The organism is Dehalococcoidia bacterium (assembly GCA_035310145.1).
Classification (GTDB): Bacteria; Chloroflexota; Dehalococcoidia; order CAUJGQ01; family CAUJGQ01; genus CALFMN01.
Map to the genome: position 1 here is coordinate 59286 of DATGEL010000093.1, position 17746 is coordinate 77031.

The 17746-nt window shown below is 68.7% G+C and carries 19 protein-coding genes and 1 pseudogene; 8 read left to right on the forward strand and 12 right to left on the reverse strand.

The window, feature by feature from the left end; translation table 11 throughout:
• Positions 1-12: 12 nt before the first annotated feature.
• The gene (locus VKV26_17270) at positions 13-693 is read right to left on the reverse strand and encodes a TMEM175 family protein (GenBank protein ID HLZ71656.1); all 681 of its coding nucleotides are present in this window, start codon (positions 691-693) and stop codon (positions 13-15) included.
• Positions 694-710: 17 nt separating this feature from the next.
• On the reverse strand, positions 711-1532 hold the full coding sequence (locus tag VKV26_17275) for an enoyl-CoA hydratase-related protein (GenBank protein HLZ71657.1): 822 nt from the start codon (positions 1530-1532) through the stop codon (positions 711-713).
• Positions 1533-1593: 61 nt separating this feature from the next.
• Here VKV26_17275 and VKV26_17280 point away from each other — a divergent pair, with 61 nt between their 5' ends.
• The 4 genes from VKV26_17280 (at position 1594) to VKV26_17295 (ending at position 5848) form a co-directional block, all read left to right on the forward strand.
• Positions 1594-1800 carry a hypothetical protein gene (locus tag VKV26_17280; protein HLZ71658.1) on the forward strand — a complete coding sequence of 69 codons (207 nt, stop codon included), beginning with the start codon at positions 1594-1596 and terminating at the stop codon, positions 1798-1800.
• Positions 1800-3008, forward strand: coding sequence for a GNAT family N-acetyltransferase (locus tag VKV26_17285; GenBank protein ID HLZ71659.1), 1209 nt, complete (start codon positions 1800-1802; stop codon positions 3006-3008). Before VKV26_17280 ends, VKV26_17285 begins: the two co-directional genes overlap by 1 nt.
• A gap of 43 nt (positions 3009-3051) precedes the next feature.
• Complete coding sequence (locus VKV26_17290) at positions 3052-4419, forward strand: FGGY-family carbohydrate kinase (protein HLZ71660.1); 1368 nt, start codon at positions 3052-3054, stop codon at positions 4417-4419.
• 565 nt (positions 4420-4984) lie between these two features.
• A complete protein-coding gene (locus tag VKV26_17295; GenBank protein ID HLZ71661.1) occupies positions 4985-5848 on the forward strand; it encodes a hypothetical protein in 864 nt (287 codons plus the stop codon).
• A 52-nt stretch (positions 5849-5900) separates the two neighbouring features.
• Here VKV26_17295 and VKV26_17300 read toward each other — a convergent pair whose 3' ends face one another.
• From VKV26_17300 to VKV26_17330, 7 genes are all read right to left on the reverse strand, one after another.
• Complete coding sequence (locus VKV26_17300) at positions 5901-6689, reverse strand: class I SAM-dependent methyltransferase (GenBank protein ID HLZ71662.1); 789 nt, start codon at positions 6687-6689, stop codon at positions 5901-5903.
• A gap of 30 nt (positions 6690-6719) precedes the next feature.
• On the reverse strand, positions 6720-7820 hold the full coding sequence (gene ychF, locus VKV26_17305) for a redox-regulated ATPase YchF (GenBank protein ID HLZ71663.1): 1101 nt from the start codon (positions 7818-7820) through the stop codon (positions 6720-6722).
• A 151-nt stretch (positions 7821-7971) separates the two neighbouring features.
• Complete coding sequence (locus VKV26_17310) at positions 7972-9237, reverse strand: cupredoxin domain-containing protein (GenBank protein ID HLZ71664.1); 1266 nt, start codon at positions 9235-9237, stop codon at positions 7972-7974.
• A gap of 50 nt (positions 9238-9287) precedes the next feature.
• The gene (locus tag VKV26_17315) at positions 9288-10190 is read right to left on the reverse strand and encodes a ubiquinol-cytochrome c reductase iron-sulfur subunit (GenBank protein ID HLZ71665.1); all 903 of its coding nucleotides are present in this window, start codon (positions 10188-10190) and stop codon (positions 9288-9290) included.
• A 92-nt stretch (positions 10191-10282) separates the two neighbouring features.
• The gene (locus tag VKV26_17320; GenBank protein ID HLZ71666.1) at positions 10283-11212 is read right to left on the reverse strand and encodes a hypothetical protein; all 930 of its coding nucleotides are present in this window, start codon (positions 11210-11212) and stop codon (positions 10283-10285) included.
• A gap of 12 nt (positions 11213-11224) precedes the next feature.
• The gene (extP, locus tag VKV26_17325; protein ID HLZ71667.1) at positions 11225-11980 is read right to left on the reverse strand and encodes a selenite/tellurite reduction operon b-type cytochrome ExtP; all 756 of its coding nucleotides are present in this window, start codon (positions 11978-11980) and stop codon (positions 11225-11227) included.
• A gap of 63 nt (positions 11981-12043) precedes the next feature.
• Positions 12044-12169 carry a hypothetical protein gene (locus VKV26_17330; protein HLZ71668.1) on the reverse strand — a complete coding sequence of 42 codons (126 nt, stop codon included), beginning with the start codon at positions 12167-12169 and terminating at the stop codon, positions 12044-12046.
• A 356-nt stretch (positions 12170-12525) separates the two neighbouring features.
• Here VKV26_17330 and VKV26_17335 point away from each other — a divergent pair.
• Positions 12526-13245: pseudogene (locus VKV26_17335) on the forward strand (dolichyl-phosphate beta-glucosyltransferase).
• A gap of 105 nt (positions 13246-13350) precedes the next feature.
• On the opposite strand, the gene VKV26_17340 reads toward VKV26_17335, so the two are convergent.
• The 3 genes from VKV26_17340 to lipA form a co-directional block, all read right to left on the reverse strand.
• On the reverse strand, positions 13351-14118 hold the full coding sequence (locus VKV26_17340) for a TIGR00730 family Rossman fold protein (GenBank protein HLZ71669.1): 768 nt from the start codon (positions 14116-14118) through the stop codon (positions 13351-13353).
• 261 nt (positions 14119-14379) lie between these two features.
• On the reverse strand, positions 14380-14646 hold the full coding sequence (locus VKV26_17345; GenBank protein HLZ71670.1) for a cyclic-di-AMP receptor: 267 nt from the start codon (positions 14644-14646) through the stop codon (positions 14380-14382).
• A gap of 2 nt (positions 14647-14648) precedes the next feature.
• Entirely contained in the window at positions 14649-15629 is a 981-nt protein-coding gene (gene lipA, locus VKV26_17350) for a lipoyl synthase (protein HLZ71671.1), read from the reverse strand.
• Positions 15630-15763: 134 nt separating this feature from the next.
• Between lipA and VKV26_17355 the strand changes: the two genes are divergently transcribed.
• The 3 genes from VKV26_17355 (at position 15764) to VKV26_17365 (ending at position 17622) form a co-directional block, all read left to right on the forward strand.
• On the forward strand, positions 15764-16204 hold the full coding sequence (locus VKV26_17355; protein ID HLZ71672.1) for a CoA-binding protein: 441 nt from the start codon (positions 15764-15766) through the stop codon (positions 16202-16204).
• A gap of 94 nt (positions 16205-16298) precedes the next feature.
• The gene (locus VKV26_17360; GenBank protein ID HLZ71673.1) at positions 16299-17240 is read left to right on the forward strand and encodes a phosphatase PAP2 family protein; all 942 of its coding nucleotides are present in this window, start codon (positions 16299-16301) and stop codon (positions 17238-17240) included.
• Entirely contained in the window at positions 17152-17622 is a 471-nt protein-coding gene (locus VKV26_17365) for a universal stress protein (GenBank protein HLZ71674.1), read from the forward strand. The genes VKV26_17360 and VKV26_17365 overlap by 89 nt, the downstream gene beginning before the upstream one ends.
• The last annotated feature ends 124 nt before the right edge of the window (positions 17623-17746 follow it).

Genomic DNA, 17746 nt, shown 5'->3' on the forward strand with positions numbered 1-17746 from the left:
GGTGCGCCCGGTTTAGTCTGGCCCCGCCAGATCCGAGTCCGACGCATCGCCGGCGACGCGCCGCAGTCCGGACCACGAGAGACCGGGCAACGACCAGTAGACGGCGATCGCGATCATGAACACCACGCTCGCCACGGCATTGACGACCGCGACCGCGACCGCTGCGGCGTAGACGGGCGGCCCGACGGCGTTTCGTCGGCTCAAGCGCGCCACGGCGGCCTCGTCCAGGTCCGAGTGCAGCAGGCGGTGACGCCAGGCCGCGTACCGCCAGACGAGATTCCAGAAGAGCGAGATCAGCACAAAGGTGCCGCAGTAGAGCACGGCAGCCAGTCGTTCCTCTCGGTGGCCAATGTATTCGGAGAGCAGCGAGGTCGTGAACGGCACCACGGTCACCGCCATCAGCAGCAGGCCGTTGAAGAAGAGCAGGCCGTGATCGACGCGGGCGATGCGGCGGAACATCTGGTGGTGGTTCACCCACATGATCAGGATGGAGAGAAAGCTGCCGGCATAGCCCAGGTACGCCGGCCACTGATCCAGCAGGGCCGGCCCCAATCGCCTGGCGCCCTCGCCCGCGGGCGGCACCTTCAGATCGAGCACCAGCAGTGTGATCGCGACCGCGAAGACGCCGTCGCTGAACGCCTCCAGCCGCCCCGTCTCGCGTTCGCCCTCGCTTGCCGAACCGCCGCTCGACACGGCTTGCTCGCCCAATCTCAGCGCCCGTGGAACACCGGTTGGCGCTTCTCCATAAAGGCGCGTACCGATTCCCGGTGATCCTCGGTGCGGCCCGCCACGAGCACGGTGCTCGCCACCACTTCGTTCGCGGCTTCCAGGTCCAGCGTCTCCGTCACGCGCCAGCTCATCTTGGCGACCTTGTTGCTGATCGGCGCCGCCGCCGCGATCTCCTCGGCAAGCGCCAGCGTCTTCGCTTCCAGCTCCTCGGCCGGATGGACCGCGTTCAGCCCGCCGGCCCGCAGCAACTCCTGGGCAGAGACGAAGCGAGCGGTGTACAGCATCTCTGCTGTCAGCCGGCGGCCGATCATGCGCGGAATCAACCACATGCCGCCCAGATCGGGGATCAGCGCCCGGCGCATGTAGGCGATCATGAAGCGGGCTTCGCTGGAGGCGAGTGCCAGGTCGGTGGCGCAGACCAGGTCGAAGCCGGCGCCGACGGCCACGCCGTTCACCATGGCGATCGTCGGGATCTCCAGGCGGTAAATGGCGTGCATCATCGCCTGGCCGTGACGGCGCAGGCTCTGGCGGCTCGCTTCGAGGCTTTGGGCGCGCGGCTCGCCGCCGGCCGCATCGCCCTGGCGCGCCGCCATGTTGCCGACGTCCGCGCCCGCGCAGAAGGCGCGTCCGGCGCCGGTGACGATCAGGCAGCGCGCCTCCGTGTCGGCATCGATCGCGCGGCAGGCGTCGAGCACCTCGAGTTGCAGCTCGGGCGTCATGGCGTTGAGCCGCTCCGGGCGGTTCAGGGTGATGCGATGGATGTGACTGCCGATCCGTTCGTGCAGTATCGTGTTGTAGGCCATCTTCCCGCTCCGGCGACCCGCGCAGGCGGCGCGGCAGGCGCCGGGTGGAGTGTAGCACGCAATGCCCGAGCCCTCGCCAGCCAAACGGGCGGAGCCCGCACCCGACCGTTGTGCCGAGTGCGGCGCCGACGTGGCGCTGGCCGCGGCGCTCGTCTATCACGGCCTGGTCTACCACCCAGCCTGCGCCAGCGGCGTGCGCCCACGCGCGGCGGCGCCCGAGCGCTGGCCGTTCGGCGTACCCGAGTTCAACTGCACGGGAGACCTCTGATGCCCGCCACCACCGCGACCACCGAGATCCGCCCGGCCACGCCCGACGAGATGCCGCGCCTCGCCCAGGTCGTCAGCCTCTCGCTCGCCTTGCCGGCGCAGCAGTTCGCCGCGCTGCGCCCCGAGTGGACGCTGTGCGCCTTCGAGAACGATCAACTCGCCACGGCCTACGCCGCCTGGCCGTTCACGATGCGCATGAACGGCAAACCGATGAAGGTCGCCGGCGTCACCACCGTGAGCACGCACCCGACCCATCGCCGGCGCGGCAACCTGCGCGCGATCATGGAGACGGACTTCCGCCGCCGCCATGAGCAGGGCGAGCCGGTCGCGGCACTCTACGCTTCGCTGGCCGCGATCTACCAGCGCTACGGCTACGCGATCGTGACCACGCACCACAGCTACGCGATTGAACCGCGCTACCTGCAGTTCACCCGGCCGAGTGAGATTCCTGGCGAGCTGCGCGAGTCATCGCCTGCCGAGCTGCCCACGCTGATTGACGTGTACCGCCGCTTCCGCGAACAGCGCACGGCCTACCTGCACCGCGGCGCGGCGATGTGGCAGGTCAGCGCCCTCGGCCCGCCCGCCGAGGGAGAAACCGTCTCCGTCGTGCTGTACGAGGAGCGCGGCGTACCGCAAGGCTACGTCGTCTACGCCACGGCACAGGGCCCGGCGGACGGCAACCGGCCGAGCCAGCGCCTGCAACTGCGCGACCTGTGCTGGCTCAACCCGGCCGCCTACCGCGCCTGCTGGGAGCATCTCTCGCGCTTCGACCTGGTGCGCCAGATCAGCTGGCCGAATGTACCCGCCGACGATCCGTTGCCGCACCTGCTGCTGGAGCCGCGCATGCTGCACGCCGCCTCGCGCGACGGCATCCTCGCCCGCATCATCGACATCGACCGCGCCTTTGCGGGCCGCGGCTATCAGCACAGCGGCCGCTTGAGCTTCGCCGCCACCGACTCGCTCTGCCCCTGGAACGAGGGCACCTGGACGCTCGAAGTTGACGGCGCGGACGCGAGCGTGCGCCGCGGCGGCGGGACGGCACTGTTCAGCGCGCCGATCGACACGCTCTCCATGCTGCTCTTCGGCCAGCTCAGCGCGACCGAGGCCTGGCGCATGGGCCGGCTCGACTGCCCGGACCCGGACGCGCTGGCGGGCGCCGATCGCCTGCTCAGCACAGCCTATCGCCCGTTCTGTGCCGATCACTTCTGAGCACGGCCGAGGCACGGCTGCCCGCGGGGAAGGCGAGCCGCTGGTGCTCGCCATCGACCTGGGCACCACCGCGGTGAAGACGGCGCTGGTTACCGCGGATGGTCGCGTGATCTCCGGGACGCGGCGTCTGCTGAAGGGCGCGCAGGCAGCAGGTTGGTGGCGAACTTCGCTTGCGGCCGCACGAAGGACGCTGAACGGCGTGCAGCCGGAGCGTGTGGCCGCGCTTGCGCTTTCCGGCCGCGGCGGCGCCACCGTGCTCTGCGATGCAGCCGGCCGCGCGCTCACACCCATGCTTACCGGTATGCCGCCGGCAGCGTACGCGCCGGCGGCGCCGGCGCGCCTGCGGCCGATAGCCTGGCGCAGCGAGTGTGCGATCGCCGACACCCCGTCACTGCGGCGGCGGGTGCGCTGGACGTTGGCGGCGAAGGACTTCATGCTGCTCAAGCTCAGCGGCACGGCGGCGACCGATCCAGCGTCCGGCCCCGACGCCCTCGCGTGGCCGGCGATCGACGGAGCGTGCGCCTTCATGTCTGACTGGTTGCCGGCGGTACGGCTGCCGTGGGAAACGGCAGGTGTACTGCGCGCAGAGCCGGCGGCCGCATTGGGGTTGCCGGCGGGCCTGCCCGTGGCGATCGGGCTGCACGACGGCGTCGCGGCGCAGGCGGGCGCCGGCGCCCTGCGTCCGGAAGAAGGCGCGTTGACGCTGGGTACGCACCTCGTGTTGCGCGTGGTGCGCGATCACGCGCCGCCGGCGGCCCGGCGCTACCGCTTCTACGACCTGTGGGGTGAGCGGGACGGCCGCGGCGTCTACGGCGGCAACGCCCGCCTGGGCGGGGCCGCCGTGAGCTGGGCCGCGCGCCTGCTTGGCAGCGGCGAACGCTCGCTGCCAGCGCTCGAAGGCGCCGCCGTCGCCGTGCCGCCAGGCAGCGCCGGCCCGCTCTTCCTGCCCTTCCTCGCCGGCATGGCGTATCCTCAGCGCCGGCCGGAGCTGCGCGCCGCCTGGCTGGGCCTGGAGACCACGCACAGCCGCGCCCAGCTCTTCCGCGCGGTGCTCGAAGGCACCGCCTGTGCCGTGCGGCAGATCGCCGAAGCGCTGGCCGAGAGCGGAGTTGCGCCGGTGCGCCTGACGCTGACCGGCGCCGGGGCCGGCAGTGCCCTCTGGCGACAAATCCTGGCGGATGCGCTGGTCCGGCCGCTGCACACGGGCGAGGCGCCCGGTTTTGAGGAGTGCGTAGGCGCCGCACGCTGCGCCTGGGTAGCGCTCGGTCGCTTCGCGTCGTTGGATGAGGCGGTCTCCTCGGCCCTGACGCCGGCCACAGCCACTGAACCGAGCGCCTCGGGCAGCGCGGCGATGAGCGAGGTCTACCGGCGTTACCTTTGGGCAATCCAGCATGGTGGGACAGTCTCGTGACCGGGGGCGGCGCTATGCCCGGTCACCGAGCGTTGGCATCCCCGACTGCGTGCCGGCGTTTGCCGGCAGCCGGATTTTGCGCCCCTCACTTCCGGAGGGTTGAACTGACGCCGCAAGTGCTGGCCAGCGCGCGCGCCGTAGGCCCGTTCACACACCCTGTTCGAGCGCGGGCGCGGCTTCGCTCCGCCTTCCATGGTGAAAAACGGCGGAGACGGTGCGTTCATATCTTTGGACGAGCTGCGGACCGGACGGACGCCGCAGCCACGCGATCCGGCCACGTACAGATGGTTTCAAGACCCGCTGGTAGGTGAACGGCGTGAGTGGGCGCCGTGGGCCGAGCGCGGGTTTTGAAACCATGCCATCCAGCACTTATGTTAAGCATGAATCCTCTGACGCGTTCCGTAACGAAGCGGTGACAGCGCGCGTTGTGTGAAACGCTTTACACTTTCGCTGTGATCTTCGACCTATAAGCTGGGCGGATTGCGCTACACACTGAGGCAAGTACGCAGCAGGGCGACTATGCCGTCGGGTACGTACTCGCCGGCGCACAGGGAGGAACCATTCGATGAGGATCTCGCTGGGGAAACTGGCGATCGTGGCCGCGGCGCTGAGCCTTGCGGTCGCCGGGCTGGGGCTACGCGTCGGCGGCGTGCAGGCGGCACAGACCGTCAACCTGGTGCCCACGCCCGGCACGGACCGCGGGGAGTCCGGCTTTGCGATCCACGATGGCTACGCCGTGCAGATCATGGAGAGCGGCGGCGTGCCCGGCGCTCAGGTCCTGTTCGCCCCCTGCACGAGCACCGGCGCCCACTATACCTGCAGCCCCGGCGCCGGCACCGTCGTTACGCTGGATTCTTCGGGCGCGGCCAACGTGGCCCTCAATTTCAACGCCTACTCGCAGCCACTCGATGCCGTGATCGGCACGAACCAGGCTGATTCCAGCGATCAGGTGATCGCGATCTTCACCACGACCAACATTCCCAGCGCCTACACCGTCCCCGCACCGCTGCCCTACTCGGCGGTGACCACACTGCCGAGCGTCGCGACGACCACCGCGGTGACGCAAAATTGCTTCTTCTTGCCGCTTTCCGGTTTTGCGCCGAGTTGCTTCTTCGGCGCGATTCCCGGCATCGGCACCGGGTTCGTCTCCCCGGTCAATCTTGGCTTCATCCCTGGCTTCAGCTCGGGCTTCCTGCCGGGCTTCGGCTTCTTCTTTGTGCCGTTCGGCACCGTGACGACGGCCGCGCCGGGGGGAGTGATCTTCCTGCAGCCGACGGTGCAGCTCAGCGCCGCGGCGGTGTGCCCCGCCGGTTTCCACGGCCCGCTCACCGTCGTGCTGGGCGGCTTTGGCTTCCCCTTTGGCACCTTCTTTGGCTTCGGTGTGGCGCTGCCGGCCGGCGCCCAAACCGTCACCGTCTTCTGCCCCTAGCTTGCGCTTCGCCGCTCACAATGGCAGCTGCCATTGTGGGCGGCGTGCCTCGTTAGCGAGGCTGCTGTCCCACCTCGTCCGCGCCGAGCTTCGCCGAACGCAGCGCCCCGCGGCCGCCGGCGTCTTCGTCGCCGACGGGGTCCGGGGTCTCGCGCCCCTTCTGAAACATCACGACCACGTGCGGAATCGGCGGGAAGAGGAACGGCAGCCGGAAGCGCAGGCGATCGATATGCCGGAAGCCGACCTCGACCGCGTAGGGCGCCAGCGCGGCGAAGCCGCGCAGGTGCAGGGGCGCGCGGTGTGGCAGCAGCAGTCGCCCGTTCAGGCGATTGAGCTTCTCCGAGCTGGTCGGCGCAAACTCCCAGCCGAGCACGATGCCGCGCGGCTTCAGGACGCGCTGCGCCTCCAGCAGCACCCGGTAGAGCGTGTCGTCCTCCAGGTGCCGGAAGAGGTGCGCGGCCAGCACCAGGTGGAAACTCTCATCGGCAAACGGCAGGCGGCTGGCGCCCGCAGCGACCAACTGCACGCGCCGGCCGCGGCCAAGCTCGCGCGCCGCGAGCCGTACCATCTCGCGCGACACGTCGATGCCGACTGGATCGTGTCGCAGGCCGGCGCGCGCCGCCAGTGTCTGTGCCAGGCCGCCAGCACCGCAGCCCAGGTCCAGCACGCGGTGGCCGGGCCGCAGCGCGACCTCGTGCGGCAGATCGAGCACGGGCGTGTTGAACAGGTAGGTGCTCAGCGGCGCTCTGAGCGCCCGCATCAGCACGCGCCCCGGCGAGCCACCACGCAGCCAGCGGTCGTAGGCGGCGGCCGTGCGCCGCTCTTCGGGTCGGATGCTCATCCGACGCTCACAGGCCGCGTACGGAGCGGCCTAGACGTTGAAGAGGATGTTGAGCACATCACCGTCCTTGACGACGTAGGTTTTGCCTTCCATGCGCACGTGGCCGTGCCGCTTCGCCTCGGCCATGCTGCCGGCAGCCGCCAGATCCTCGAAGCGCACGACTTCGGCGCGGATGAAGCCGCGCTCCAGATCGCTGTGGATCTTGCCCGCGGCCTGCGGCGCCGTGCTGCCGTCGCGCACCGTCCAGGCCCGGCACTCATCTTCGCCCGCGGTCAGGAACGAGATCAGCCCCATCAGGTGATACGAGAGGCGGATCGCGCGCTCGAGGCCGGCCTCTTCGCCCAGGCCGAGCTCGGAGCGGTACTCCTTCGCCTCCTCCGGCTCCATCTCGGCCAGCTCCATTTCCAGCTTGCCGCAGAAGCAGGTGACCTCGATCCCCGGCGCGGCGAGCTTCGCACGGTACTCGGCCTCGATCTCGGCGGCGCGCCCCAGGGCGTCTTCGCCGATGTTGAGCAGCACCAGCATCGGCAGCTGCGTGAGGAAACGGTAGCCGGCGATCAACCGCTCGTCATCGTCGTCGAGTCCCTGCGCCCGGATCGGCTGGTCGCGTTCCAGGCCCGTCCGCAGGCGGCTGAGCAGCGCCTGCTCGCGCTCGCCCGCGGTGCGCTCGCCGGGCTTCATGGAGCGCAGCTCGGTGTGCAGTCGCTCCAGGCGCCGTTCGATCAGCGCCTGGTCGGCGAAAGAAAGCTCGAGCTCGAGCGTGCCGATGTCGCGGATGGCGTCGATACTGCCCTCCGGATGTGGCACTTCGGCGTTTTCGAACAGGCGCACCACATGGATCAACGCGTCGTTCTTGCGCACCTCGGCAAGAAACTGGCCACCCGGCCCTTCGCCGCGTCCGAACGCCGCGCCCGCCGCGGGAAAGTCGGCATAGCGGATATCGGCGGGCGTTACTTTCTTCGGGTGGTACATCTCCGCGAGCACGTCAAGCCGGCGATCGGGCACCTTGACCACGCCGATGTTCGGGCCATGGGCGCCGCCGTAGCCGGTGTGCGCATTGCCGCGCGTCACGGCATTGAACACCGTCGTCTTGCCCGACTGCGCCAGTCCGAGAATGCCGACATCCGGCATGGAAGCCTCCGCCACGCCTCGCGGGCCGGCGCTCGGCGCCCGCGCCTCGCGGGGACACGGCCGAGGCGCCGGTGTAGCTGTACCGACGCCTCGCGCTGCGGCCATTGTATGCCGTTTCACCGCGAACCCGCCGCGCACGGCGGCGGGCCGGTCATTGAACGACTAACGTGCCGGTCATCTCGGTGGGGTGCACATCGCAGTGGAAGTGATAGGTGCCCGCCTTGCTGATCGTGAAGGTCAGCGTGGCAGACTTCCCCGCCTGCACCAGGTCCGTCTTGATGTCCTTGCCGCTGTCGTCCTTTACGTCCAGGACATCGACGTTGTGAACCGCGGTGCCCTGGTTCTGCACGGTCAGCGTCACCTGCTTGCCGGCCGGCACCGTCACCTGCGTATCGGAGAACTTGTTGTCGGTCGTCGTTTCCTTCCAGTCCGTCGTCGGCGCAGACGCGGCGGCTGGCGTCGGGCTGGCGGCACCGGTTTCGCCGTTCGGCCCGACGATATACAGCTGCCCGGTCATCTCCGTGGGGTGCACCTGGCAATGGAACTTGTAGACGCCGGGGGTGGCAATCGTGAAGGTTAGCGTGGTGGACTGCCCGCCGGGAATCGGCTGGAAGGTGATGTCCTTGCCGCTGCTGTCCTTCAGTACCTTGCCGGAGGCGTCGAGCACCTCGAAGTTGTGGATGGCATTGCCCTTGTTGCTGAAGTTGACCGTAATGCTCGAGCCGGCGGTCTGCTCCATGTCGGTGACCGAGAACTTATTGTCGGTCGCATCCTCAGTCCAGGTACCGGCAGGCTTCAAACCGGCAGGCGGGCCGGCGGCCGGCGTGGCCGTGGCCGGCGCGAGCTGACCGCAGACCTTCGCCGTGGCGCCGGTAATCGAGGCCGCCGCCAGCGTCTCGTCGATCGGCGCCAGGGTCGCGGGGACGTTTGTGTTGGGGTTCACGGCCCGTGCGGCCGCCAGGTTCTCTTCCTTGCTGAACTCGGCCGCCTTATCCCAGAAGTTCTTGGGCTGCAGCGTCGTGGCCCCGGGCGGCACGCCGGTGATCAGGCTGACAAGGTCGCGGATCTGCTCGTCGGTCAGCGATCCGCCCTCGCGGATCGCCCACGGCGGCATCACTTTGCCGATACGGCCGCAGGTGATCGTGTCCGTCACCCACTGCTGCGTCTCCACCAACGTGTTGGGGTTGCGCAGCTCGTCGCGGCTGAGCTGGGGACCGATGCGGCCCTCGCCGGCGTTACCGTGGCACTGGCGGCAGTAGCGGGCGAAGATGCGCGCCCCGCGCTCGGCGAGCGTGGACTGCTGCGCCGCCGCCGAAGCGTTCTCGCGTGGCTGGTCGTACACCGTGTACGCGGCGCAGCCGCCCAGCATAAGCAGGACGAGCGCCACCATCAGCGTGATCTGTTTCTGGGTGTTCATGCACCTGCCTCAGCGCCGCGCCCGCCCCGTGCGGAGCGGCGCCCGCGAGATCAAGCGGGGGGAAGCTTGCCCCGCTGCGGGTCGTCGAGGTCGCCGCGCGTGATCTTGCCCGTGTTGATCGAGACGGAGCCGTCGCCGTTGATCGTCAGGTCGAACGTGTCCAGCGAGCGCGGCGCCGGGCCGAAGACGCGGGCGCCGCCCTTGGTATAGGTCGAGCCGTGGCAGGGGCAGCGGAACCAGCCGCGCTCCCCGCCGAACTCGAAGTCGGCACGCCAGGGCACCGTGCAACCCAGGTGTACGCACTTCTGGTAGAGCGCGATCAGGCCGCCGTTCTTGCTGCCGGGGATGCTCTGGAAGCCGCCTTCGCCCGGCTTCAGGTTCACCAGCCAGGTCTTGGCGTCGAAGATTTTGACCGGGTCCTTGCCCTGCTCGGGAATCGTGGACTTCGGCACCTTGACGATGCCGCCGAAGCCGGTGATGTGGCGCGGGTTGAAGAAGTTCACGAAGCTGCCGAGCGAGAGGATGATGAAGCCGAGCAGCGAGGCCATGACGCCGCCGCGCAGCACCTGCCGGCGCTTCATCGTGACCTGCACCTGGCGGTCGGTCTGCTCGACGGCCGTGACCTGGCGCGCGTCGGGCCGCGCCACGGCGACGCTCTGGCCGCCGGCTGCCGGAATACGCCAGACGGCGCCGTTGGCGGCGGTTGCCGCCTCGGCCGGCGCGGCGACGGCCACGGCGGTGCCGGCCGCCGCGGCCTTGGCCGCGTCGCGCTCCGCCTTAAGGCGCAGCGCCTTCTCCTGCGCCGCCTTGATCGCCGCCGCCCGCTCCTCCGGCGTCATGTCCTTCTTGGACTTCGGCGCCGCGGGCGCCGCGGCCGCAGGAGGCGCGGGCTGTTCCGCGGGAGGCGTGGCCGCGGCTTGCGGCTGCTCCGGCTGGTTGTTCTCGCTTACCATCTCGCCACTCGCCTCTTCCAGACTGACTCCAGGTCGTCGTGGCCGCGCTCCCGGGGTGGCGCCCGCGCGCGGACCTCTCTCTTCGGCCCGGGCTAGGCGATGCCCAGCCCCTCAGGCGGATGCAACTGCCACGGCCACAGCAGCTCCTGGCCCTCGCCGCGGAACGCCGTCCCGGAAATGGTGAGCACCACGTACACCGTCATGAAGCCGGTGAACAGGGCATACATCGTGCCGCGCATGCCCAGCGGCCCGTAGCGCCAGCGCAGCAGCAACACCAGCAGGATCGGGAAGCCGATCATGAAGGCCAGCGGGATCGCCTGCTCCACGATCCAGGCGGGGAAATTGAGGTTGAGGAAGTTCGAATCCAGCAGCTTCAACTGGTGGAACGGCACATAGGGGATGTGGGTCGTCCACTTCGGCCAAACGATGCCGGTTTGGATGCCGCGCACATTGCGCAGCCAGGCGGGCAGGTGGTGCGCGTCGCCCGGCGTACCGCCCTCCTTCAGGCAACTCCACAGCTTGTCGGGCTGGCTGACACAGTTATAGAGGATGTCCTGCGTGCCGTTGTCGTAGAGGATCAGCAGCCAGGTGACGATAAACGAGAAGATCGCGGCGAAGATGACGATGTTCACCGCCTTGGGATGGCCGCCCCACCACACCCCTTGACCCTCGTTGCTGCGATCCAGGTAAGGAATGGCCGCAAGCAGGATCAGTGCCACGGTCGGCACGATCACGCCGGCGAGGGCGGGGTGCATATGCAGCAGCAACTCCTGCAGGTTGAGGAAATACCATGGCGCCTTCGACGGGTTGGGCGTGATGTCCGAATTCGCCTGGTCCAGCTTCGGCGGGTTGATCAGCGTGGCCAGCGCCATCATCACGATCGTGAACCACACCGCCGAGATGAATTCGACGAAGACAAGGTCCGGCCAGACGAGAACCTCTTCGTCTCGCTCGCGGCGTGCCCGCGGGTTGGCCATCGGGCGCGTCGGAACCGTTGCCTTGACGACCGGTGCGCTGGCCATCGATAGCGCCTCCTACAGCGGCCGCGCCAGCCCGCCATCACGGCGGATGCGCCAGAAGTGAACGGCCATGAAGATCGCCGCCAGCAGCGGTAAGCCGATGACGTGCAAGGTGTAGAAGCGGATTAATGCGCCCTGCCCAACCTCCGTGCCGCCGATCAGCAGAAACCGGCTCTTCGTGCCGAACACCGGCGCCGAGCCAATCATGTTCGTGCCGACGGTGATCGCCCAGAAGGCGAGCTGATCCCAGGGCAGCAGGTAGCCGGTGAAGCTGAGCAGCAGCGTCAGCACCAGCAGGATCACGCCGACAACCCAGTTGAACTCGCGCGGCGGCTTGTACGCGCCGGTGTAGAAGACGCGCATCATATGCATGAAGACGAGCAAGACCATGCAGTGCGCCATCCAGCGATGCATGTTGCGCATCAGCTCGCCGAAGCGGACGTTGCTTTCCAGCGCCTGAATATCGGTGTAGGCGCGCTCAACCGAGGGAACATAGTAGAACATCAGCAGCGCGCCGGTGACGGTCAGACCCAGGAACATGAAGAAGCTGAGTCCGCCGAGGCAATACGTGTGCGTGATCTTGACGTGGGTGCGGTGTAGACGCGTGGGGTGCAGGTGGAGGAAGACGTTCGTCGCCACGACGAGCGCCTGGTTGCGCGGCGTATTCGGATAGCCCGAGCGGAAGATCGAGCGCCAGATGTAGTTGTGGAACAGCTTGTCGTAAACGGTATCCTGCCAGGTTCGCCCCGGCGGCCGTTCCGAGATCGCCATACGCTCCTCCCTGCTGGGCAGCGAATGCGCGGCGAGATGTGCCGCGACGCCGCCGGCGCCGGCCTAGCCCTGCCAGTAACGGCCGAAGAGATACATGACGACGAGGCCGAGCACCGTGAACAGGAAAACGAACAGCAACTCGAAGGTTTCGCCGGCCGGCTTGCCGATAATCCACGGTGCAAGCAGCATCGATACCCGCCTCGTCGCGACGTTACCGTGCGTCGCTCCATGTCGCGGCTTGCCGTGCCTTGCGGCCGGCAGCGCGACGGACGTCCACCGGCAGGCTGGCCCGGTTCGTAGGCATCACCTGCGTGCTGGTGTGGATACGCGGTGCTCCGGCGCCCGCCGGATGGAAACCGCGCCGGCCGCCGGCGCAGTGCGCCACGCCGCCCGGGGGTGGATGGACGGCAGTTGCGGTCACACGCAGCGGCGGAGGTGGCATGCCTCCAACGCAGCGCAAGGCGACAGTAGCACCGGCCGAAAATCTGTGTCAAGCGAAGGGGCAGCGGCCGCTACTTCCCTCGCTCCGGCCCCTTCGGTACGCTGTGTGGAGCGTGCGTGCGAGCGCGGAGGTGCCCGTGACGACGGTCGATGCGGTGATCCCCGTGTACAACGAGGAGCATGTGCTTGAGCAGAGCGTGCAGGCGTTGCACGCCTTCCTCGGCGAGCACCTGCCCTACGACTGGCGCATCCTGGTCGCCGACAACGCCTCAACCGACGGCACGCTCTCCGTGGCCCGGCGGCTCAGCGCCGAGGTTCCGCGCGTCGCCTGCCTGCACCTCGAGCAAAAGGGCCGCGGCCGTGCCCTGCGGGCGGCGTGGCTGGAGAGTTCCGCCGACGTTGTCAGCTACATGGATGTAGATCTCTCGACCGAGCTTGCCGCCTATCCCACCCTCATCCGCGCGATTGCCGAGGAGGGCTACGACGTGGCCACCGGCAGCCGCCTGGCGCGCGGCAGCCGCACGTCACGCTCCTTCAAGCGCGAGGCGATCAGCCGCGCCTATAACCTCCTGATCAAGGGCGTGCTGTGGACGCGCTTCAGCGACGCACAGTGCGGCTTTAAGGCGCTTTCGCGGCGGGCGGCGGACGTGCTGGTGCCACTGGTGCAGAACAACGAGTGGTTCTTCGACACCGAGCTGCTGGTGTTGGCCGAGAAGAAGGGCTACCGGATCAAGGACCTGCCGGTGCGCTGGGTCGAAGACCCGGACACGCGCGTGCGCCTTGGCCCAACTATCGCCGAGGATCTGCGCGGCCTCTGGCGCCTGCGCACCCGGCCGATCCCCTAGCCCGCAGCGCCAACTATCCCGCGTCCGCACCTCCCTTTCCCTGTTACCGGGGCAAGAGATAAACCGGGGATGCGGCCGGCTGCTTCAGTCCAGTGCGCGGCGGGGGCGGCGCTCCGGGTGCCGGTCCAGGTCCGCCACGCTGTGTGTGCGGTGCCAGCGAGTGATGTGCTCCACAACCGCCTGCGGATCGTCCTCGATCAGGAAGATGTCCAGGTCCTTGCCGCCGATGTAGCCCTCGGCCAGCAGCCGCCGCTTCATCCAATCCAGCAGGCCGGCCCAGTAGTCCGAGCCGAAGAGGATGACCGGAAAGCGGTGGATCTTGCCCGTCTGCAGCAGGTTCAGCGTCTCGAACAGCTCGTCGAGCGTGCCCATGCCGCCGGGCATCAGCACGAAGGCCGTGGCGTACTTCACCAGCATCACTTTGCGTACGAAGAAGTACTTGAAGGTTACGGACTCTGTCGTCCAGCGGTTCGGCGGCTCCATGTTGCGCAGGGTGATCTGCATGCCGATCGAGCGGCCGCCCGCCTCGACCGCGCCGCGGTTGGCCGCTTCCATGACACCCGGTCCGCCGCCGGTGATCACGGTGAAGCCCGCGCGGGCCAGGGCCGCGCCGATGCGCCGCGAGTCCTCGTAGACCGTGGAGCCCTCCTTCACGCGGGCCGAGCCGTAGACCGTGACCGCCGGCGTCGCCTCGTGCATGGCGCGGAAGCCCGCGACGAACTCGGCCTGCACCCGCTCCAGCCAGGCCTCATCGCGGTCGGACAGCTCCTCAATCGCGATTTCGCGCTGGCCGGGGGCGCTGCCGGAGCCGGCGCCGTTGCTGTCGGCGAGCACGTGTCCATTCGGCGCCATCGCTGCGTGATTCGTCGCCTCATGCGGCGCTTGTTCTTGCGCGCCGGCGACCCCGTCCGGCGCCGGCCTCCCTGCGCTCTCTGAATCCGTCATCTCTATGCTCCGCCGGGCCGATACGGCCCTGGTGTGTTGCTTTACGTCTCGAAGCTCCGGCGGGCGACCTGCAGCGACGAACCGTAGCGGTTGCAACGCCCGGCGCCGGAGGTGATTACTCTCGGCTGCCGCGGCCGGCGCGTCAAGCGCGCCGGCGGTGAAGAGGGGCTACAAGCGGTGGTATTGCTCTATCTGTTGTACGAACAGCACGGCGCCGCCGATCTGCACGCCGCCGGTCTCGCGGGCGTGGCAGCGCTCGCGCACGATCTCCAGCATGGCGGGCAGGTCGGCGTCCTCGGCGCCGATCAGCATTGTCACGTTGCCGCGGTGCAGGAAGCCGCCGGTGGAGGCGATCTTCGTGGCGTGAAAGCCGGAGGCCATCAACGCCTCCAACAGGCCGGCGCTGTCCTCCTCCTGCACGACGACGGTCACCATCTTCACCGCTGGCCGCCGCCGCTCTGCACGGCCATCAGCGGGATAATCTCCGCATCCGGCAGCGTCTGCCGCCGCCGTAGATTGCCCATCACCTGCCGCTCGGCGTGGTATGAGCTGCGCACCAGCGGTCCGGATTCGACGTGGCTGAAGCCCAGGGCCAGCGCCTCCGCTCGCAGCTCGTCGAACTCTTCCGGCGGATAGTAGCGCGCCAGCGGCAGGTGCTTCTCCGATGGCCGCAGGTATTGGCCGATCGTCAGCACCTCGCAGCCGACGCCGCGCAGGTCCTGCATCACCGCGCTGATCTCCGGCCACGTCTCGCCCAGGCCAACCATCATCCCCGTCTTGCTGATCGTGCCGGGGTCCAGATCCTTCGCCCGGCGCAGCAGCTCCAGGCAGCGCGGATATGAACCCTTCGAGCGGGCGCGGCGGTAGAGCCTCGGCACCGTTTCGACGTTGTGGTTGAGGATCTCCGGCTGCGCCGCCATCACCGTGGCGAGCGCCTCCCAGTTGCCGCCGAAGTCTGGGATCAGCACTTCGACCGTGGTTTGCGGCGCCAGCCGGCGAATCCAGCGAATCGTCTCCGCGAACAGACCCGCGCCGCCGTCCGCCTGGTCGTCGCGGTCGACCGACGTGATTACGGCATGGGTCAAACCCATCTGCCGCACCGCCTGGGCGACGCGGAACGGCTCCTCCAGGTCGAGCGGCCCGGGCCGGCCGCTGGTCACCGCGCAGTAGCCGCAGGCGCGGGTGCAGACGTCGCCCAGGATCATGAAGGTCGCCGTGCCCGCCTCCCAGCACTCGCCCACATTGGGGCAGTGCGCCTCCTCGCAGACGGTGTGCAGCCGCTGCGCCTGCATGAGCTGTTTGAGCCGCAGGTAGTTCGGGCCGCCGGGAAAGCGCACCTTCAACCAGGGCGGCTTCGGCTCCCGCCGCGAATTCGCCGCTGCCGTCGCGGCGGGTGTGCCGCCGCCAACCGTTTCCATCGTCATCGCCCGCGCCTCCGCGCATCTCCTTGCATTGTAGAGCGAGCGAGCGGCGCCGTGCCGCCGTGGCGGGCGATGCGCACGCAACCGGCGGGGTGATACCGTGCGGGCGAGCCGCGGCGGAGGAGGAAACGGTGAGCGCTGAGCTTGAGATCTTGACTCGCTACCGCACGATCGTCGTCGTCGGCGCATCCTCGCTGCCCGAGAAGCCGTCGCACTACGTCAGCGCCTACATGCAGGCGCAGGGCTACCGCATCATCCCGGTCAACCCGGAGGAGCACGAGGTGCTGGGTGAACGCTGCTATCCGGACCTCGCCTCGGTGCCGGAGCAGGTGGCGTTCGTCAACGTCTTTCGCCGGCCGCAGTACTGCGCCGAGGTCGCCCGCGCCGCGGTGGCGGCCGGCGCGCAGGCGATCTGGCTGCAGCAAGGCATCGTCTCGAGCGAGGCCCGTCGCATCGCCGAAGCCGCCGGCCTCAGTTATATCGAGGACGAGTGCGTGATGGCGGTCCACCGGCGCGCCGGCAGCGACCGCCTGGCCCGAACGCGTCCGACGAGCGCACCGAGGCCGGGTTAGGAGCGTGGCAGACCACCGGCAATACGCGCGGGAGCCAGCACGTACGGTATGGCGGGGCTATGCCGCGTGCCCGCGGGCATGAGACACTGAGGCGGTGAGTTCGAACACGCTGGCACGGCCCCGTGCCGCTGCACTCTCTCGGCCCTGGTACTTCGACGCGCTCTGGCAGCTCGTGGTCGCGGCCGGCGGCTACATCGTCTATTCGCTCAGCGTAGGTGCGGTGCAGTGGGCCGGCGCCGAGCAGGCGCGCCATGCGCTGGCGCTGGCCAACGCCCGCCACGTAATCGACTTCGAGCAGGCGCTGGGCATCTTCCGCGAGCGCCAGTTGCAGTCGCTGATCATCGACAACGACGCGCTGATGCAGATCTTCAACGCGATCTACATGTGGGCGCATCTGCCACTGATCATCCTGCTGGCCGTCTGGCTGTACTGGCGGCACCGCCCGCACTTCCGCGTTACGCGCAACGCGGTGCTGATCTCCGGGGCGATCGCGCTGATCGTCTTTCAGATCGTGCCGCTGGCGCCGCCGCGGCTGGTGCCCGGCTACGGCTTCGTGGATACCGCCGCGAAAGCCTCCGGCGTCTACGACACGGTCGAGCCGAAAGTCTTCTTCAACCCCTACGCGGCGATTCCCAGCATGCACGTGGGCTGGGTGCTGCTGATGGGGCTGACCGTCTGGCAGTTCGCCGGCGCGCGCCGCCTCGCCTGGCTCGGCCTGGCGCTGCCCGTGCTGATGACCTTCGCGGTGGTGATCACGGGCAACCATTACTTCAGCGACGCGGTCGCCGGCGTTGGCACCGCCCTGATTGGACGCTGGCTGGCAGGCTGGGCCGAGTGTCATCTTTACCGCGACGGCCGCACAGCCGCGGCGAGAACCCCGGCTACGTCTGTAATCACCCCGCACGCCCCGCGGCTCACCGCTGCCGCGGAGACGGTGGAGGCCGCCCATGTACCGGCGCATCCTCCTGCCACTCGACGGCACGGAGCTGGCAGAACGTATCCTCCCCCACACGATCGAACTCGCACGCCGCTTTGAGGCGACGGTCGTGCTTTTGCACGCGGTCACCTCGCGCGTCAAGGTGCTCTCGCAAACGGCTGCCGCCGACCCGGTCGCCGCCTCCCCGGTAACGGCCGAGGTGGCGGAGGAGGTGGTCGAGGCCGAAGAAGATTCAACGACGCGCTACTTCGCCGGCATGGCCGAGCGCCTGCAGCGCGAGGGGCTCAAGGTCGAGCAGGTGATCATGGAAGGCGAAGCGGTTGACACGCTGGCGCGCGTGATCGCAGGGCAGCAGATCGACCTGGTGACGATGACGACGCAGGGCCGCTCCACGTTGGGGCGGCTCTTCCTCGGCAGCGTGCCTGAGAGCCTGCTGGAAGAGGCCACCATCCCGGTGCTGCTGCTGCGGGCGGACAAGTAGGCCGCGCCTATCCCTGCCTCGCTCGGAGTCGGCTGTCCCTTTTCTTCATGTGACATATGACATGACGAAGGGTTGTCTGAAAGCTACCGAGCGTTCTCGTCCGCATCCGCCCCGTGCCGGGCCA

What these genes read in the sequence shown, in the direction of transcription:
- extP (HLZ71667.1), bottom strand. Translation starts at nt 11,980, where the DNA reads ATGGCGATCTCGGAACGGCCGCCGGGGCGAACCTGGCAGGATACCGTT.
- VKV26_17330 (HLZ71668.1), bottom strand. Translation starts at nt 12,169, where the DNA reads ATGCTGCTTGCACCGTGGATTATCGGCAAGCCGGCCGGCGAAACCTTC.
- VKV26_17365 (HLZ71674.1), top strand. Translation starts at nt 17,152, where the DNA reads ATGTACCGGCGCATCCTCCTGCCACTCGACGGCACGGAGCTGGCAGAA.
- VKV26_17280 (HLZ71658.1), top strand. Translation starts at nt 1,594, where the DNA reads ATGCCCGAGCCCTCGCCAGCCAAACGGGCGGAGCCCGCACCCGACCGT.
- VKV26_17295 (HLZ71661.1), top strand. Translation starts at nt 4,985, where the DNA reads ATGAGGATCTCGCTGGGGAAACTGGCGATCGTGGCCGCGGCGCTGAGC.
- VKV26_17310 (HLZ71664.1), bottom strand. Translation starts at nt 9,237, where the DNA reads ATGAACACCCAGAAACAGATCACGCTGATGGTGGCGCTCGTCCTGCTT.
- VKV26_17300 (HLZ71662.1), bottom strand. Translation starts at nt 6,689, where the DNA reads ATGAGCATCCGACCCGAAGAGCGGCGCACGGCCGCCGCCTACGACCGC.
- VKV26_17275 (HLZ71657.1), bottom strand. Translation starts at nt 1,532, where the DNA reads ATGGCCTACAACACGATACTGCACGAACGGATCGGCAGTCACATCCAT.
- VKV26_17285 (HLZ71659.1), top strand. Translation starts at nt 1,800, where the DNA reads ATGCCCGCCACCACCGCGACCACCGAGATCCGCCCGGCCACGCCCGAC.
- VKV26_17340 (HLZ71669.1), bottom strand. Translation starts at nt 14,118, where the DNA reads ATGGCGCCGAATGGACACGTGCTCGCCGACAGCAACGGCGCCGGCTCC.
- ychF (HLZ71663.1), bottom strand. Translation starts at nt 7,820, where the DNA reads ATGCCGGATGTCGGCATTCTCGGACTGGCGCAGTCGGGCAAGACGACG.
- VKV26_17320 (HLZ71666.1), bottom strand. Translation starts at nt 11,212, where the DNA reads ATGGCCAGCGCACCGGTCGTCAAGGCAACGGTTCCGACGCGCCCGATG.
- VKV26_17315 (HLZ71665.1), bottom strand. Translation starts at nt 10,190, where the DNA reads ATGGTAAGCGAGAACAACCAGCCGGAGCAGCCGCAAGCCGCGGCCACG.
- VKV26_17345 (HLZ71670.1), bottom strand. Translation starts at nt 14,646, where the DNA reads ATGGTGACCGTCGTCGTGCAGGAGGAGGACAGCGCCGGCCTGTTGGAG.
- lipA (HLZ71671.1), bottom strand. Translation starts at nt 15,629, where the DNA reads ATGGAAACGGTTGGCGGCGGCACACCCGCCGCGACGGCAGCGGCGAAT.